The following is a 14,804-nucleotide window of genomic DNA, read 5'->3' on the forward strand; positions in this document are numbered from 1 at the left end:
ATAGGAAAAAGAGACGATTCCGTTGTTTCTGCAATGGGAGGATGAAGATCAAAGAAGTGATCGTTGTGGAAGGAAAAGATGATACGGCGGCGATCCGGCGCGCCGTCGATGCCGATACAATCGAGACAAACGGAGCAGCAGTGGGCGTGGATGTCATTGAGCGGATCAAGCTGGCGAAAGAGCGCCGCGGCGTGATCATTTTTACCGATCCCGATTTTCCCGGCGAAAAAATTCGCCGCACGATTGCCGAACAGGTGCCGGGGTGCAAGCATGCCTTTTTGCCGCGCGAGGCGGCCAAAGCGAAAAACGGCAAGGGAATCGGGGTTGAGCACGCGTCCCCTGACGAAATCCGTCGGGCGCTCGCCAACGTGTATGAAGAGGCGTCGGATTGGAAGGAAGAAATTACGTTTGCTGAACTGATCGAGGCTGGGTTGATCGGCGGCGCGATGGCGCGCCGGCGGCGGCAGCGTCTTGGCGAGGAGCTGAAAATCGGCTATGCGAACGGTCGGCAGTTTCATAAGCGGCTGCAAGTGTTCCGCATTTCCCGTGATGCTTTTTATGCCGCGTTAGCGCACGTGATGCAGGAGGAGGCGGACGATGTATAAAGATATTGCAACACCGGGGCGGACGAAAGAAATTTTGGAGCGATATGGCTTTTCGTTTAAAAAGAGCCTTGGGCAAAACTTTTTGATCGATGCGAACATTTTGCGGAAAATCGTGGATGTTGCCGACATCTCCCCTGATACAGGAGCGATTGAAATCGGACCGGGCATCGGAGCGTTGACGGAACAATTGGCGCGGCGGGCGAAAAAAGTCGTCGCTTTCGAAATCGACGGCCGACTGTTGCCCATTTTGGCCGACACGCTGTCTCCTTATGACAATGTGCGCATCTTTCACCAAGATGTATTAAAGGCCGACTTGCATGCCGTCATCGCCGAGGAATTGGCTGATGTAAGCGACCGGATGGTCGTCGCCAACTTACCTTATTATGTGACGACACCGATCATTATGAAGCTGCTTACCGATCGGTTGCCGATCCGCGGCATGGTCGTCATGCTGCAAAAAGAAGTCGCCGACCGTCTTGCCGCTAAGCCAGGGACGAAAGATTACGGCTCGCTGACGATCGCTGTGCAGTATTATACCGAAGCGGAAGTCATCATGACGGTGCCGCGCACCGTCTTTATGCCGCAGCCGAACGTTGATTCTGCTGTCATCCGGCTCGTAAAGCGGCAGCATCCGCCTGTTGTTGTCGACGATGAGGGCGTGTTTTTCCAAGTGGTGCGGGCAAGCTTCGCCCAGCGCCGCAAAACGCTGTTCAACAACTTAACAAACAATTTGCCGGGAGGAAAAGAGAACAAAGAGCAAATTGAACGAGTGCTCGTTGCTTTGGGCATTGACCCGCGCCGCCGCGGAGAGACGCTTGACATCGCTGAGTTTGCTTCATTAAGCAACGCGTTGGCACCGCTTTTCGGCAAATGAAGGAGTCGTAAAGAAAGCGCTTCTCTGGGGGGCAGCGGTCTTTTCGTCAACCAAAGCCGTCCAAACAGGCGTCTATCACCTATTGTCCGCACGTGCATATCGTATGGATGACAACGATTATGCAATGGAGTGAGCGGTGATGGACGTCATTAAAATCGGCGATATTGTCGCCCGCAAGTCTTACCAATGTGATTTATTGTTCCGAGTGATTGATATTAAAGAAAAAAACGGCGAGTGGGAAGCGATTTTGTATGGTGAAGATGTGCGCCTCGTCGCGGACGCTCCGTGCAGCGATTTAGTCGTCATCGATGAGCAGGAGCAACAGGAACGGAAAAAGCGGGAAATCGAGCTGATTGAACAATCGTATCGGCTTTTTCGCCAAGATTATCAGGCGATCAAGCAAAAAGTCGAATATCGGGCGACCGGCGGATACCGGGTGGAGAAAGATTTTTTTCAAATTCCGGGGCGCGTCCTCCATTTGGATGGCGACCCGTTATATTTGCGCAAATGTATGGATTTGTATGAGCGGATCGGCGTGCCGGTGCACGGCATTTACTGCGAGGAAAGCGAAATGCCGGAAAAAGTTGGCTACTGGATCGAGCAGTTTCGCCCTGATATTTTAGTCATCACCGGGCATGATTCGTATTCGAAGTCAAAAGGAAAGGTGCATGAGTTAAAAGCGTACCGCCATTCGCGCCATTTTGTGCAAACGGTGAAAGAGGCGCGCAAAAAAGTGCCCCATTTGGACCAACTGATCATTTTCGCCGGCGCCTGCCAGTCGCACTTTGAGTCGCTCATCCGCGCTGGGGCGAATTTTGCCAGTTCACCAGCGCGGGTGAACATTCATGCTCTGGACCCCGTCTATATCGTTTCGCGCCTCAGCTTCACCCCGTTCACCGAAACGGTCGACGTATGGGATGTGTTGCGCAACACGTTAACCGGGGAAAAGGGGCTTGGCGGGGTGGAAACGAAAGGCGTGCTCCGCACCGGGATGCCGTTTCGCCTCATTGAGGATCGAGAGGAAAACCGCCGCAGTTGATGGGCGGTTTTTTCTATACGTCCGTCGCATTTTTTTACAAAAAAGTTCCACATCACACATAAAAAGAAGGATATTGTAGAAAAATATACATTGACAGAAATAAAAATGCCCTGATATAATTTTTATTTTTTTGACTTTAGACATCATCTTTGTTATAATTACAAATAGTGAGGTGGATGATGAATGCCAAAGACTTTATCCGATATTAAAAAAACGCTGGATTCCAATATCGGGAAACGGTTGACGCTGCGGGCCAACGGCGGACGCAGAAAAATGATTGAGCGTTGTGGTATTTTGGCGGAAACATATCCATCCGTATTTGTCATTGAGCTGGATCAAAAAGAGAATTCGTTTGAACGCGTATCGTTCAGCTATGCCGACGTATTGACAGAGACGGTAAAGTTGACGTTTTGGGATGATGAGCAAGCAGGGGGGCAGTAGACAGATTTGTTTGCTGCTTTTTTGCTTTTTGTTTTTTGTTTTGTCATAAATAGGTGACGTGAACTACTCCCACTTCGCTTGGCTTGAAGCGGGAGTTTTCTTTCGGAACTATGATAAAACCGCCCCCTTTATTTCATACTAAAACTGCCGCAGCCGCCTTTTGCCCGGCCAAATGCAAAGCCGGCTTGTTGATGCGCCGGCGGGTTGCCAAACGTTTCATGCCATAGCGCCAATGAACATGGAAAGGGGTTGCTGACATTGGGTCGACGCCGCGGGATTATGTCGCAACGCTTGAAAGAAGAGCTGGCGAAAGAGTTGGGCTTTTACGATGTCGTGCAACGTGAGGGGTGGGGCGCCATCCGCGCGAAAGACGCAGGAAACATGGTCAGATTGGCGATTGAACGGGCGGAGCGGCAGCTGGCCGGAACAACGGAATAGCGCCGGCAGCGGGGCGTGTTGCGGCGAGGGTGTCCCGTGAACGGGGCGCCCTTTTTTTGCATACATATATTGTTTGGCGTCGTCGCCAGAACATGGTAATATGATAAAATGGGTTGACGAAAGAAAGGCGGATGAGACGGGGCAAAGACGGCGGAGACGGAAAGCAGCCGATGGATGCCGATCCGCTTATTCATGATTGCGCGTGGAAGTAGGTGAGGATGAGTGAGGTTGTCGATAAAAGCGCCGGCGAAAATCAATTTGTCACTCGACGTTCTTTATAAGCGCCCGGATGGTTACCATGAAGTGAAAATGGTGATGACGACGATCGATTTGGCCGATCGCATTGAGCTTGTCGCGTTGCCGGAGGAAGATGCGATCCGCATCGTTTCGCAAAACCGCTTTGTGCCCGATGATTGCCGCAACTTGGCGTATCAGGCGGCGAAGCTTCTTAAAGAGACGTTTTCGATCCGCCAAGGGGTGGCCATTTCGATTACGAAGCATATTCCGGTGGCCGCCGGATTGGCGGGAGGAAGCAGCGATGCGGCGGCGACGCTGCGCGGGTTGAACAAGCTTTGGCAGCTCGGATTGACGCTCGATGAACTGGCAGAGCTTGGGGCGAAAATCGGTTCGGATGTCGCTTTTTGCGTCTACGGCGGAACCGCCTTGGCGACGGGGCGCGGGGAAATCATCACTCCGATCGCTTCACCGCCGCCGTGCTGGGTTGTGCTGGCCAAGCCCCCGATTGGTGTATCGACGGCGGAAGTGTACCGAAACTTGGAACTTGAGCGTGTCAGCCATCCGGATGTCGATGCGATGGTGAGAGCGATCGAGCGGCAAGATTATGCGGCGATCTGCCGGTTGGTCGGCAACGTTCTTGAGGAAGTGACGTTGAAAAAATATCCAGAAGTTGCGCATATTAAGGAACAAATGAAGCGGTTTGGCGCTGATGCGGTGCTGATGAGCGGCAGCGGGCCGACCGTGTTTGGACTGATCGAGCATGATTCGAGAATGCAACGGGTGTACAACGGGTTGCGCGGCTTTTGCGACCAAGTATTTGCGGTGAGGCTATTGGGGGAACGCCATTCTCTTGATTAAAGGCGTACATTTTTGTTAAAATGTATTCATAATATTCGGTTTCAGGAGGTCGGCTATGAAGCTAAGGCGAAGCGGCCGTTTAGTGGATATGACACATTACCTTCTTGAACGGCCACATCAGCTCATTCCGCTGACATTGTTTGCGGAGCGGTACGAATCGGCCAAATCGTCGATCAGTGAAGATTTGGCCATCATTAAGCAGACGTTCGAACAGCAAGGAATCGGAACCGTTCGGACGCTGCCCGGCGCTGCCGGCGGCGTGCAATACATTCCAAAAATGGCTGCTGAGGAAGCGGAAGAAGTGGTTGCGTATTTGTGTGAACAACTGTCGCGTCCGGATCGGCTTCTTCCCGGTGGATATTTGTATATGACCGACATTCTTGGCGATCCCCGTATTATGAACAAAATCGGCCGCCTTTATGCGTCGATGTTTGCCGACCGTCCGGTGGATGTCGTCATGACGATCGCCACCAATGGGATTCCATTCGCGTATGCCATCGCCAACTTTTTGTATGTGCCTGTTGTCATCGTTCGCCATGACAATAAAGTGACGGAAGGACCGATGGTGAGCATCAATTACGTATCCGGCTCGTCCAGACGCATCCAAACGATGGTCCTATCGAAGCGCAGCTTAGCGGAAGGAGCGAATGTGCTCATCGTCGATGATTTTATGAAGGCGGGGGGTACAATCAACGGCATGATCAGTTTGCTTCAGGAGTTTAACGGCAATGTCTCCGGCATTGGCGTGCTCGTGGAGTCGGAAGAGGCAAAAGAGCGATTGGTCGATGAATACATTTCGCTCGTCAAACTGTCCGAGGTGGATGTAAAAGAAAAGAGGATCTCTGTTAAGGAAGGCAATTACAAAGCGTTTTTGTAGCAGCTTGCTGCTTGACATAAAAATCAAGAAAGGAGACTGGCTCATGAGAAAAGTAGAGACAACGAAGGCGCCGCAAGCGATCGGCCCGTATTCGCAAGGCATCATCGTCAACAACATGTTTTACAGCTCGGGGCAAATCCCGCTCACCCCAGAAGGGGAACTGGTGAAAGGCGACATTCAGGCGCAGACGCATCAAGTGTTCCAAAACTTGAAAGCCGTATTGGAAGCGGCTGGAGCTTCGCTCGATACAGTGGTGAAAACGACCGTATTTTTAAAAAATATGGATGATTTTGCGGCGATGAATGAAGTGTACAGCCAATACTTCCCGAACCATAAGCCGGCGCGCTCATGCGTGGAAGTAGCCCGGCTGCCGAAAGATGTCCTTGTCGAAATTGAAGTCGTTGCCCTCGTTCCGTAATGATTAGCCCCACTTTTTCCCTACATAAAAATTTATAAAAAATTTTTCGAAAAAAAGAAGGAAATGACTCGAACACGTGGAATTAATTACATCGAGTCTCATATAGGGGAAAAGGTGGTGAGCAAAATGGAAGTGACAGACGTAAGATTACGCCGCGTCAATACCGAAGGACGGATGAAAGCGATCGCCTCCATTACGTTGGACAACGAGTTCGTCGTCCATGACATCCGCGTCATCGACGGAAACAATGGGCTGTTTGTCGCGATGCCGAGCAAGCGCACACCAGATGGGGAGTTCCGTGATATCGCTCATCCGATCAATTCCGCCACGCGCGGGAAAATCCAGGAGGCGATCCTCGCTGAATATCACCGCCTCGGGAAGTTGGAAGAAGAACTTGAAGAAGCTGGCGCTTCGTAAACATATGAAAGGGAGCTTAGGTGAAATTCACCAAGCTCTCTATTTTTTTGGCAACCGCATTGTTTCCTTGAAAAGTGCCACTGATTCATATATATTCAATTATGGATAAAAGGGTAATTGGAGGCCTTTCACATGAAGCGATATGCGGTCATTTTGGCGGCCGGACAAGGGACGAGGATGAAATCAAAGTGGTATAAAGTGCTTCATCCCGTTTGCGGCAAGCCAATGGTTCAGCACGTCATCGACCAAGTGTCGAAGCTCGGGGTGGAAAAAACGATTGCGGTAGTGGGATTTGGGGCGGAACAAGTGAAAGAACAGCTCGGCTCCCAGTGTGAATATGCCCTGCAGGAGGAGCAACTCGGGACGGCGCATGCAGTCATGCAGGCGGCTCCGCATTTGCGCGGCCTTGAAGGAGTGACGATTGTCGTCTGTGGGGATACGCCGCTCATCACCGCTGAGACGATGGAGACGCTCGTCGAGCATCATATGGCCGCCAAGGCGAAGGCGACCGTATTGACGGCCATCGCTGATGATCCGTCCGGATATGGCCGCATTGTCCGCAACCAGGCTGGCCATGTCGAGAAAATTGTCGAACATAAGGATGCGAGCGAGCAAGAGCGGAACATTCGCGAGATTAACACGGGAATCTATTGCTTTGACAACCAGACATTGTTTCAAGCGCTTACAAAAGTGACCAACCACAACGCTCAAGGTGAATATTATTTAACGGATGTGATTGAAATTATCAAAGCTGACGGCGGCGTTGTATCCGCCTATCAGGCGCCGTCGTTTGAGGAAACGATCGGCGTAAACGACCGCATCGCCCTCGCCGAAGCGGAGCGGATCATGCGTGCTCGAATTTGCCGTCAGCATATGAAAAACGGGGTCACGATCATCGATCCGGCTTCCACTTATATTTCCGCCGAGGCGATGATCGGACGCGACACGGTCATTTACCCCGGCACGGTGATTGAAGGCGAGACGGTGATCGGTGAAGACTGCGTCATTGGACCGAATTCGGAAATTAAAAATTGCTATATCGGCCATCGCACATCGATTCGCCATTCGGTCGCCCATGACAGTGAGATTGGTTCGGATGTGACGATCGGCCCGTTCGCCCATATTCGTCCGCTGTCAAAAATCGACGATGAGGTGCGGATCGGCAATTTCGTCGAGGTGAAAAAATCGACGTTTGGCAAAGGAAGCAAGGCGCCGCATTTGAGTTATATCGGCGATGCTGAAGTCGGCGCCGATGTCAATCTTGGCTGCGGGTCGATTACGGTCAACTACGACGGCGTGAATAAGCATATGACCAAAATCGAAGACGGGGCGTTTATCGGTTGCAATGTCAATTTGATTGCACCGGTTACGGTAGGACAAGGCGCTTACGTCGCCGCCGGATCGACGATCACGAATGACGTCCCCGGTCGCGCGCTCGCCATTGCCCGCGCCCGGCAAGTCAATAAAGAAAATTATGTCGATCGCCTGCCAGGCAAGAAAAAATCTTAGCGGAGGTCTATCATGTCTGACTGTCAGCATCAATTAAAATTGTTCGCTCTGAACTCGAACATGAAGTTGGCGAAGGAAATTGCAGAAGTCATGGGAATCGAGCTCGGCAAATGTTCCGTTTCCCGTTTCAGCGACGGGGAAATTCAAATCAACATTGAAGAAAGCATCCGCGGCGACGATGTGTTCGTCATTCAATCGACGAGCGTGCCGGTCAATGAGCATTTGATGGAGTTGCTTATCATGATCGACGCGCTAAAGCGCGCCTCGGCCCGCACGATCAATATCGTGATGCCGTATTACGGCTATGCCCGTCAAGACCGGAAAGCGCGTTCGCGCGAACCGATTACAGCGAAGCTGGTCGCCAACTTGCTCGAGACGGCCGGAGCGTCGCGCGTCATCACGCTTGATTTGCATGCCCCCCAAATTCAAGGATTTTTCGATATTCCAATCGATCATTTGATGGGTGTGCCCATTTTGGCGGATTATTTCAAAAGCAAACAATTGGAAGATATTGTCGTCGTCTCTCCGGACCATGGGGGTGTCACAAGGGCGCGCAAGCTCGCCGACCGCTTGAAAGCGCCGATTGCCATTATCGATAAGCGCCGGCCGAAGCCGAACGTGGCGGAAGTGATGAACATTGTCGGGCAAGTGGCGGGGAAAACGGCCATTTTGATTGATGACATTATCGATACGGCCGGCACGATTACGCTCGCGGCCAACGCTCTAGCGGAAAGCGGAGCGAAGGAAGTGTACGCGTGCTGCACCCATCCGGTGCTGTCTGGTCCAGCGATCGAGCGCATTCAAAGTTCCAAAATTAAGGAACTGGTCGTCACCAATTCAATTGCCTTGCCAGAAGAGAAAAAAATTGATAAAATTGTAGAGCTGTCGGTGGCTCCGCTTATTGCTGAAGCGATTACGCGCGTGTATGAAATGAAGTCTGTCAGCGTCCTGTTCGACTAACGCAAGAAAACATGTTTAGCCCTTCTTGTTTTAGGATAAAGTAGTCAATAGATTCTAATTCAGGAAGGTGAAGAAACATGGCGATTGTGTTGGAAGCGAAAGAACGCACAGACAAAAAACGTTCGACATTGCGGCGTATTCGTTCGCAAGGCGGCATTCCAGCGATTTTGTACGGCAAAAAAGTCGAAAACAAAATGATTTTCGTCAGCGCCGCTGAGCTGGAAAAAGTGCTTCGTGAAGGCGGACGCACAAGCTTGCTGACGCTGAAAGTCGGCGGCGAGGACTACTCGGTGTTGCTGCGCGAGATGCAGCGCGATCCGTTGCGTGGCGAGCTGCTTCACGCCGATTTTCAAGCGGTTGATCTATCGACAGAAGTTGATATTGACGTTGAAGTTCGCTTAGTGGGCGAGGCGCCTGGCGTGAAGGATGGCGGCGTGTTGCAGCAAAACTTGCATGAGCTGTCCATCCGCGTCCTGCCGGCGAACATTCCTCCAGTGATCGAAGTGGACATTTCCGGACTGCAAGTCGGTGATACCGTCACCGTTGGCGACGTGCAAACGGACGGCAAATTTGAAATCAATCATGAACCCTCCGAAGTGATCGCCACGATCTTGCCGCCGCAACAAGAGGAAGAAATCGATAGCGGCGAACAGCAAGAGGCAGGGCAGCCTGACGCTGCGGAAGGAAGAGAAACGACGCCAGAAGAGTGACAGACGTAACCGTTTCGGTTACGTCTTTTGTAGTATCATGCAAAGAGAGGAGCGCGAGGATTGAAGCTGTTTGTCGGGCTCGGCAATCCGGGCGAGGAGTATGAGCAAACAAGGCACAATGTCGGCTTTTTCGTCATCGACGAACTGGCGAAGCGCTGGAATGTATCGTTAAAAACCGCTAAATTTCGCGGCTTGTTCGGAACGGCGTCCGTTTCTGGCGAAAAAGTAGCATTATGCAAGCCGTTGACATATATGAATTTATCAGGAGAATGTGTTCGCCCACTTATGGATTACTACGACATTGCCATCGATGATGTCATCGTCATTTACGATGACCTTGATCTCCCGCCAGGGAAAATCCGCCTTCGCTTAAAAGGGAGTTCTGGCGGCCATAACGGCGTCAAATCGCTCATTCACCACCTTGGCACTGAGCAGTTTAAGCGCATCCGCATCGGCATCGGCCGGCCGACCGGCGGTCAGCCGGTCACGGACTACGTGCTTGGCCGCTTTACGGAAGAGGAGAAACCGGCGGTGGACAAAGCGGTGCTGCGGGCTGCCGATGCGTGTGAACAGGCGGTGAAGGCGCCATTTATTCAAGTGATGAATGATTTTAACGAGTGAATATTTTCCTCTGAACTGGTGCACAATGTGAGTACGGGAGGCGGTCGAAGCGTCGGCTTCGCCTGCCTTGTGGACGGAACAGCCCGGTGCCCAGTGAGGAGGTTGGCTTGAATGGCGCTACATTACTATTGCCGCCATTGCGGTGCAAAAGTCGGAACGATTGAGCAAATGCCGATATACAGCGAGAAACTGGGATTCCACCACTTAACGGAAGAGGAACGCCTCGAGATGATTTCGTATGAACCGAACGGTGACATTCATGTGAAAACGATTTGCGAAGACTGTCAAGAGGCGTTGGCGCGAAACCCGGAATGGCATCAATACGAAAAATTCATCCATTAAGGGCGGCTTTGGGCGACCAAAGCGTTTTTGCGTTTGCGAAAGAATAGTGAGACGGAAAGAAACTGGCGTTGAGAGGAGGGAGAATAGGGGTGCTTTCGTTGCATCGCTATTTAGCTGAAAACCAAGATGTCCGTACGATCATTGAAGGGCTCCATGTCCGTTTGAAGGAACAGCTTGTCGCCGGGCTGTCCGGATCGGCCCGGTCTGTTTTTATTTCCACGCTTTACAAGGAGACAGGCCGGCCGCTGTTAGTCGTGTCTCACAATTTGTTTCAGGCGCAAAAAATGTATGACGATCTCGTTTCGTTGCTCGGGCCGGAAGACGTGTTCCTTTATTCAGTGAACGAAGTGATCGCCGCTGAGATGGCGGTCGCCAGCCCGGAGCTGAAGGCACAGCGCCTAGAGATTATGAACCATTGGGCGCAAGGCGGAAAAGGAGTTGTCGTCTGCCCGGTCGCCGGCTTGCGGCGTTTGTTGCCGCCGCCGTCGCTTTGGAAGCAGTATTTGTTCACCTTCTTCGTTGGACAAGAGTTCGATGTAGAACGTTGTAAACAGAAGTTTGTGCAAATGGGGTACAAACGGGTCGGCACCGTTTCCGCCCCTGGAGAGTTCAGCGTCCGCGGCGGCATCATCGACATTTATCCATTGACCGCTGAGCTTCCGTACCGCATCGAGCTGTTTGATACGGAAATCGAATCGATTCGGACGTTCACTCCTGACGACCAACGTTCGCAAGGGCAAATCGAGCGCATCATGATCGGGCCGGCCGATGAAATCATTCTCGATGGCGAGACGCGGCGCCGAGGAATCGAGCGGATTGAAGCGGGGCTTGCGTCGAGTTTGGAAACGATGAAAGATGAGGCCGCCAAACAGCGGATGTATGAACATATTCACGCTGAGCTTGAGCAATTGCGCGAGGGGCAGGAAATCGAGCAACAATATAAATATATGTCCCTTTTTTATGAAAAGGTTGCGAGTTTGCTAGATTACCTGCCAGAAGACGGCGTGCTGCTCATGGATGAAATGAGCCGGCTGCAAGAGGCGGCGGAACGGTTGGACCGCGAAGAGGCGGAATGGTATACGAGTTTGCTTGACGGCGGGAAAATGATTCATGGCGTGCCGCTTTCGCATTCGTTTTCTGAATTATTGCAAAAACATCGATTCCAGCGGGTATACTTATCGTTGTTTTTGCGCCATGTTCCGTATGCCCACCCACAAAACGTCGTCAATATTACGTGCAAACAGATGCAAAACTTCCATGGGCAAATGGCGCTTCTTCAATCCGAAGTCGAGCGGTGGGAAAAGGCAAACTATGCGGTCGTCTTTTTGGCGCCGAATGCAGAGCGGGTGAAAAAGCTGCAATCATTGCTTCAAGATTATGAGATTGACGCGCTGCCGCTCGCGCGCGATGCGGCTTTGCTGCATGGCAAATGCCAGCTCCTTGAAGGAGATTTAAATACCGGGTTTGAATTGCCGTTGCAAAAAATTGCCGTCATCACAGAAGAAGAGCTGTTCAAAAAACGGGTCAAACGCCCGGTGCGCCGGCAAAAGCTGTCCAACGCCGAGCGGATCAAAAGCTACGCCGAATTGCAAGTCGGCGACTACGTCGTCCATGTCAACCATGGCATCGGGAAATATTTAGGCATCGAGACGTTAGAAATCAACGGGGTGCATAAAGACTATATTCATATCCAGTACCAAGGCGGCGATACGCTGTATGTTCCGGTCGACCAAATCGATCAAGTGCAAAAATACGTCGGCTCGGAAGGGAAAGAACCAAAAATTTATAAACTCGGCGGTTCGGAATGGAAAAAGGTCAAAAAGAAAGTGGAATCATCCGTCCAGGATATTGCTGAAGATTTAATCAAGCTGTACGCCGAGCGTGAGGCAAGCAAAGGATATGCGTTTTCGCCGGACACCGAGATGCAGCGCGAATTTGAAGCGGCGTTTCCGTATCAAGAGACGGAAGATCAGCTTCGGTCGATTGAGGAAATTAAGCGTGATATGGAGAGCGACAAACCGATGGACCGCCTCCTTTGCGGCGACGTCGGCTACGGGAAGACGGAAGTGGCGTTGCGGGCGGCGTTTAAAGCCATTATGGACGGCAAACAAGTGGCCTTTCTTGTGCCGACGACGATCCTAGCCCAACAGCATTACGAAACGGTGCGCGAACGGTTTCAAGGGTTCCCAATCAACGTCGGACTGTTGAACCGCTTCCGGACGAAAAAGCAACAAGCCGAGATCATCAAAGGGCTAAAAGATGGGACGATCGATATGGTCATCGGAACGCATCGGCTGCTGTCGAAAGACGTGAAGTTTAAAGATTTAGGCTTGCTCATTATCGACGAGGAGCAACGGTTTGGCGTGGCGCATAAAGAAAAAATCAAGCAGCTGAAGGCGAACATCGACGTGCTCACCTTAACGGCGACGCCGATTCCGCGTACGTTGCATATGTCGATGATTGGCGTGCGCGATTTGTCGATCATCGAGACGCCGCCTGAAAACCGATTCCCGGTGCAAACGTATGTCATGGAATATACGCCCGAACTCGTCAAAGAGGCGATTGAACGTGAGCTCGCCCGCGACGGGCAGGTGTTTTTCCTTTACAACCATATTGAAGACATCGATTTGAAAGCGGAAGAAATCGCACAGCTTGTCCCGGAAGCGCGCGTCACTTACGTGCATGGCCGCATGTCGGAAACGGAGCTCGAATCGACGATTTTGGCGTTTTTGGAAGGGCAATACGATGTGCTGGTGACGACGACGATCATTGAAACGGGCATCGATATTCCGAATGTCAACACGCTCATCGTCTATGACGCCGACCGGATGGGATTGTCGCAGCTGTACCAGCTGCGCGGGCGCGTCGGCCGCTCCAACCGCGTCGCTTATGCGTATTTCACCTATCGGAAAGATAAAGTGCTCAATGAAGCGGCAGAAAAGCGGCTGCAAGCCATTAAAGAGTTTACCGAGCTCGGCTCTGGTTTTAAAATTGCCATGCGCGATTTGTCGATCCGCGGCGCGGGCAACATTCTCGGCGCCGAACAGCACGGCTTTATCGACTCGGTCGGATTCGATTTGTATTCGCAAATGTTGAAAGAAGCGATCGAGAAACGGCGCGGCATCAAGCGAGAAGACGAGCAGCCGGATGTCGTCATCGATGTCGAAGTCGACGCCTATATTCCGAGCACATACATTGCAGACGAGTTGCAAAAGATCGAGATGTACAAGCGATTTAAGGCAGTGGAGACGCTCGAAGACGTTGAGGCGCTGCGTGAGGAAATGGTCGACCGCTTCGGCGATTATCCAGATGAAGTTGCGTATTTGTTCCAAATTGCTGAGTTGAAGGTGTTGGCCAAGCAGCTTGGCGTCGAATCGATGAAGCAACATAAGCAGCAAATTGACATCTTGTTTACTGAACAGGCATCGAAAACGGTGGAAATCCAGCGTCTATCTGACATCGGACGCCGGCATGGCCGCTTATTCGGGTTTGGCATGGACGGAGCGAAGCTGAAAATTGTGCTCTATATCAAGGACATGAAGCCGCACGAGTGGCTGATGATTTTAGAGGAGACGCTGCGGCGGCTGTCCGGGGTGGAAAAAGAGAAGTCGGTGACGGCATAATCAAGAAAAAGTTTTATGATGTTTATCGTTTCCTGCATGTGGCGATAATGAAGGATGGGCAATTTTATCTAAAATGGCCAAAATCACTTTCATCACGTATAGAACGTGGATTGTGAAGGATACTAATGACAACAATGGTGAATTCCCCATTGCAAGGGTTCATCGGAGTATCCTTCAAATCCTAGATGAAAGTGAGGGTATACAAGGCATGAAAGCAACCGGTATTGTTCGTCGCATTGATGATTTAGGGAGAGTTGTCATTCCGAAGGAAATTCGCAGAACGTTGCGCATTCGCGAAGGAGATCCGCTCGAAATATTTGTTGACCGCGATGGAGAAGTCATTTTGAAAAAATATTCGCCGATCAGTGAATTAGGCGACTTTGCCAAAGAGTACGCCGAAGCGCTGTTTGACAGCCTCGGCCAGCCTGTGCTCATTTGCGACCGCGATGTATACATCGCTGTCGCCGGCGTTTCGAAAAAAGAGTATATGAACAAAAGCGTCAGCCCGTTGGTGGAAAAAGCCATGGAAGACCGCAATTCCATCCTCCATACGGAGGAAGGGGAAGTCGAGCTCGTTGACGGGATGACGGAAACGTTGAAGTCGTATACGATCGGCCCGATTGTCGCCAACGGCGATCCGATCGGAGCAGTCATCATTTTATCGCGCGAGAAAACGCTTGGTGAAGTGGAGCATAAAGCAGTAGAAACAGCCGCCAGCTTTTTGGCTCGACAAATGGAACAATAGGCGAAACAACAAGGCAGCTTCACAGGCTGCCTTTTTTTCCGCCCGACAAATGGGGGCGAGATGCCTTGAATCCCGGAATCGCTTCCACAT

16 protein-coding genes are annotated in these 14,804 nt (G+C 51.5%); all 16 read left to right on the top strand.

Features of this window, described 5'->3' with window-relative positions; genetic code table 11:
• Positions 1 to 41 precede the first annotated feature (41 nt).
• The 16 genes from rnmV (at position 42) to spoVT (ending at position 14,714) form a co-directional block, all read left to right on the top strand.
• On the top strand, positions 42 to 605 hold the full coding sequence (gene rnmV, locus GYMC52_RS00240; protein ID WP_041469197.1) for a ribonuclease M5: 564 nt from the start codon (positions 42 to 44) through the stop codon (positions 603 to 605).
• Entirely contained in the window at positions 598 to 1,479 is an 882-nt protein-coding gene (gene rsmA, locus GYMC52_RS00245) for a 16S rRNA (adenine(1518)-N(6)/adenine(1519)-N(6))-dimethyltransferase RsmA (RefSeq protein ID WP_012820439.1), read from the top strand. The genes rnmV and rsmA overlap by 8 nt, the downstream gene beginning before the upstream one ends.
• A 139-nt stretch (positions 1,480 to 1,618) precedes the next feature.
• Positions 1,619 to 2,518, top strand: coding sequence for a sporulation peptidase YabG (yabG, locus tag GYMC52_RS00250; protein ID WP_012820440.1), 900 nt, complete (start codon positions 1,619 to 1,621; stop codon positions 2,516 to 2,518).
• A gap of 183 nt (positions 2,519 to 2,701) precedes the next feature.
• Positions 2,702 to 2,959, top strand: a complete 258-nt coding sequence (veg, locus tag GYMC52_RS00255; protein WP_011229553.1) for a biofilm formation stimulator Veg — start codon at positions 2,702 to 2,704, stop codon at positions 2,957 to 2,959.
• Between the two features lie 258 nt (positions 2,960 to 3,217).
• Positions 3,218 to 3,397, top strand: a complete 180-nt coding sequence (locus GYMC52_RS00260; protein WP_013143961.1) for a small, acid-soluble spore protein, alpha/beta type — start codon at positions 3,218 to 3,220, stop codon at positions 3,395 to 3,397.
• A 222-nt stretch (positions 3,398 to 3,619) separates the two neighbouring features.
• Positions 3,620 to 4,492 (top strand): 4-(cytidine 5'-diphospho)-2-C-methyl-D-erythritol kinase, encoded by an 873-nt coding sequence (ispE, locus tag GYMC52_RS00270; RefSeq protein WP_012820442.1) that lies wholly within the window; start codon positions 3,620 to 3,622, stop codon positions 4,490 to 4,492.
• Positions 4,493 to 4,547: 55 nt separating this feature from the next.
• Complete coding sequence (gene purR, locus GYMC52_RS00275) at positions 4,548 to 5,369, top strand: pur operon repressor (protein WP_012820443.1); 822 nt, start codon at positions 4,548 to 4,550, stop codon at positions 5,367 to 5,369.
• Between the two features lie 43 nt (positions 5,370 to 5,412).
• Positions 5,413 to 5,787 carry a RidA family protein gene (locus tag GYMC52_RS00280; protein WP_011229557.1) on the top strand — a complete coding sequence of 125 codons (375 nt, stop codon included), beginning with the start codon at positions 5,413 to 5,415 and terminating at the stop codon, positions 5,785 to 5,787.
• 126 nt (positions 5,788 to 5,913) lie between these two features.
• The gene (gene spoVG, locus GYMC52_RS00285; RefSeq protein WP_003247437.1) at positions 5,914 to 6,204 is read left to right on the top strand and encodes a septation regulator SpoVG; all 291 of its coding nucleotides are present in this window, start codon (positions 5,914 to 5,916) and stop codon (positions 6,202 to 6,204) included.
• Between the two features lie 132 nt (positions 6,205 to 6,336).
• Complete coding sequence (glmU, locus tag GYMC52_RS00290) at positions 6,337 to 7,713, top strand: bifunctional UDP-N-acetylglucosamine diphosphorylase/glucosamine-1-phosphate N-acetyltransferase GlmU (protein ID WP_012820444.1); 1,377 nt, start codon at positions 6,337 to 6,339, stop codon at positions 7,711 to 7,713.
• Between the two features lie 12 nt (positions 7,714 to 7,725).
• Positions 7,726 to 8,673 carry a ribose-phosphate diphosphokinase gene (locus GYMC52_RS00295; protein ID WP_012820445.1) on the top strand — a complete coding sequence of 316 codons (948 nt, stop codon included), beginning with the start codon at positions 7,726 to 7,728 and terminating at the stop codon, positions 8,671 to 8,673.
• Positions 8,674 to 8,750: 77 nt separating this feature from the next.
• On the top strand, positions 8,751 to 9,383 hold the full coding sequence (locus GYMC52_RS00300; protein ID WP_012820446.1) for a 50S ribosomal protein L25/general stress protein Ctc: 633 nt from the start codon (positions 8,751 to 8,753) through the stop codon (positions 9,381 to 9,383).
• Positions 9,384 to 9,443: 60 nt separating this feature from the next.
• Positions 9,444 to 10,004 (top strand): aminoacyl-tRNA hydrolase, encoded by a 561-nt coding sequence (gene pth, locus GYMC52_RS00305; protein WP_012820447.1) that lies wholly within the window; start codon positions 9,444 to 9,446, stop codon positions 10,002 to 10,004.
• Between the two features lie 111 nt (positions 10,005 to 10,115).
• Positions 10,116 to 10,346 (top strand): anti-sigma-F factor Fin family protein, encoded by a 231-nt coding sequence (locus tag GYMC52_RS00310; RefSeq protein WP_011229562.1) that lies wholly within the window; start codon positions 10,116 to 10,118, stop codon positions 10,344 to 10,346.
• An 89-nt stretch (positions 10,347 to 10,435) separates the two neighbouring features.
• Complete coding sequence (gene mfd / locus GYMC52_RS00315) at positions 10,436 to 13,969, top strand: transcription-repair coupling factor (RefSeq protein WP_012820448.1); 3,534 nt, start codon at positions 10,436 to 10,438, stop codon at positions 13,967 to 13,969.
• Positions 13,970 to 14,177: 208 nt separating this feature from the next.
• Entirely contained in the window at positions 14,178 to 14,714 is a 537-nt protein-coding gene (spoVT, locus tag GYMC52_RS00320; protein ID WP_011229564.1) for a stage V sporulation protein T, read from the top strand.
• Positions 14,715 to 14,804 lie beyond the last annotated feature (90 nt).

Origin of the sequence: Geobacillus sp. Y412MC52 (assembly GCF_000174795.2) — a bacterium.
Lineage (GTDB): Bacteria > Bacillota > Bacilli > Bacillales > Anoxybacillaceae > Geobacillus > Geobacillus thermoleovorans.

Coding starts and splice junctions, on each gene's coding strand:
- rnmV (WP_041469197.1), top strand. CDS start 42: ATGAAGATCAAAGAAGTGATCGTTGTGGAAGGAAAAGATGATACGGCG.
- rsmA (WP_012820439.1), top strand. CDS start 598: ATGTATAAAGATATTGCAACACCGGGGCGGACGAAAGAAATTTTGGAG.
- yabG (WP_012820440.1), top strand. CDS start 1,619: ATGGACGTCATTAAAATCGGCGATATTGTCGCCCGCAAGTCTTACCAA.
- veg (WP_011229553.1), top strand. CDS start 2,702: ATGCCAAAGACTTTATCCGATATTAAAAAAACGCTGGATTCCAATATC.
- purR (WP_012820443.1), top strand. CDS start 4,548: ATGAAGCTAAGGCGAAGCGGCCGTTTAGTGGATATGACACATTACCTT.
- GYMC52_RS00280 (WP_011229557.1), top strand. CDS start 5,413: ATGAGAAAAGTAGAGACAACGAAGGCGCCGCAAGCGATCGGCCCGTAT.
- spoVG (WP_003247437.1), top strand. CDS start 5,914: ATGGAAGTGACAGACGTAAGATTACGCCGCGTCAATACCGAAGGACGG.
- glmU (WP_012820444.1), top strand. CDS start 6,337: ATGAAGCGATATGCGGTCATTTTGGCGGCCGGACAAGGGACGAGGATG.
- GYMC52_RS00295 (WP_012820445.1), top strand. CDS start 7,726: ATGTCTGACTGTCAGCATCAATTAAAATTGTTCGCTCTGAACTCGAAC.
- GYMC52_RS00300 (WP_012820446.1), top strand. CDS start 8,751: ATGGCGATTGTGTTGGAAGCGAAAGAACGCACAGACAAAAAACGTTCG.
- GYMC52_RS00310 (WP_011229562.1), top strand. CDS start 10,116: ATGGCGCTACATTACTATTGCCGCCATTGCGGTGCAAAAGTCGGAACG.
- spoVT (WP_011229564.1), top strand. CDS start 14,178: ATGAAAGCAACCGGTATTGTTCGTCGCATTGATGATTTAGGGAGAGTT.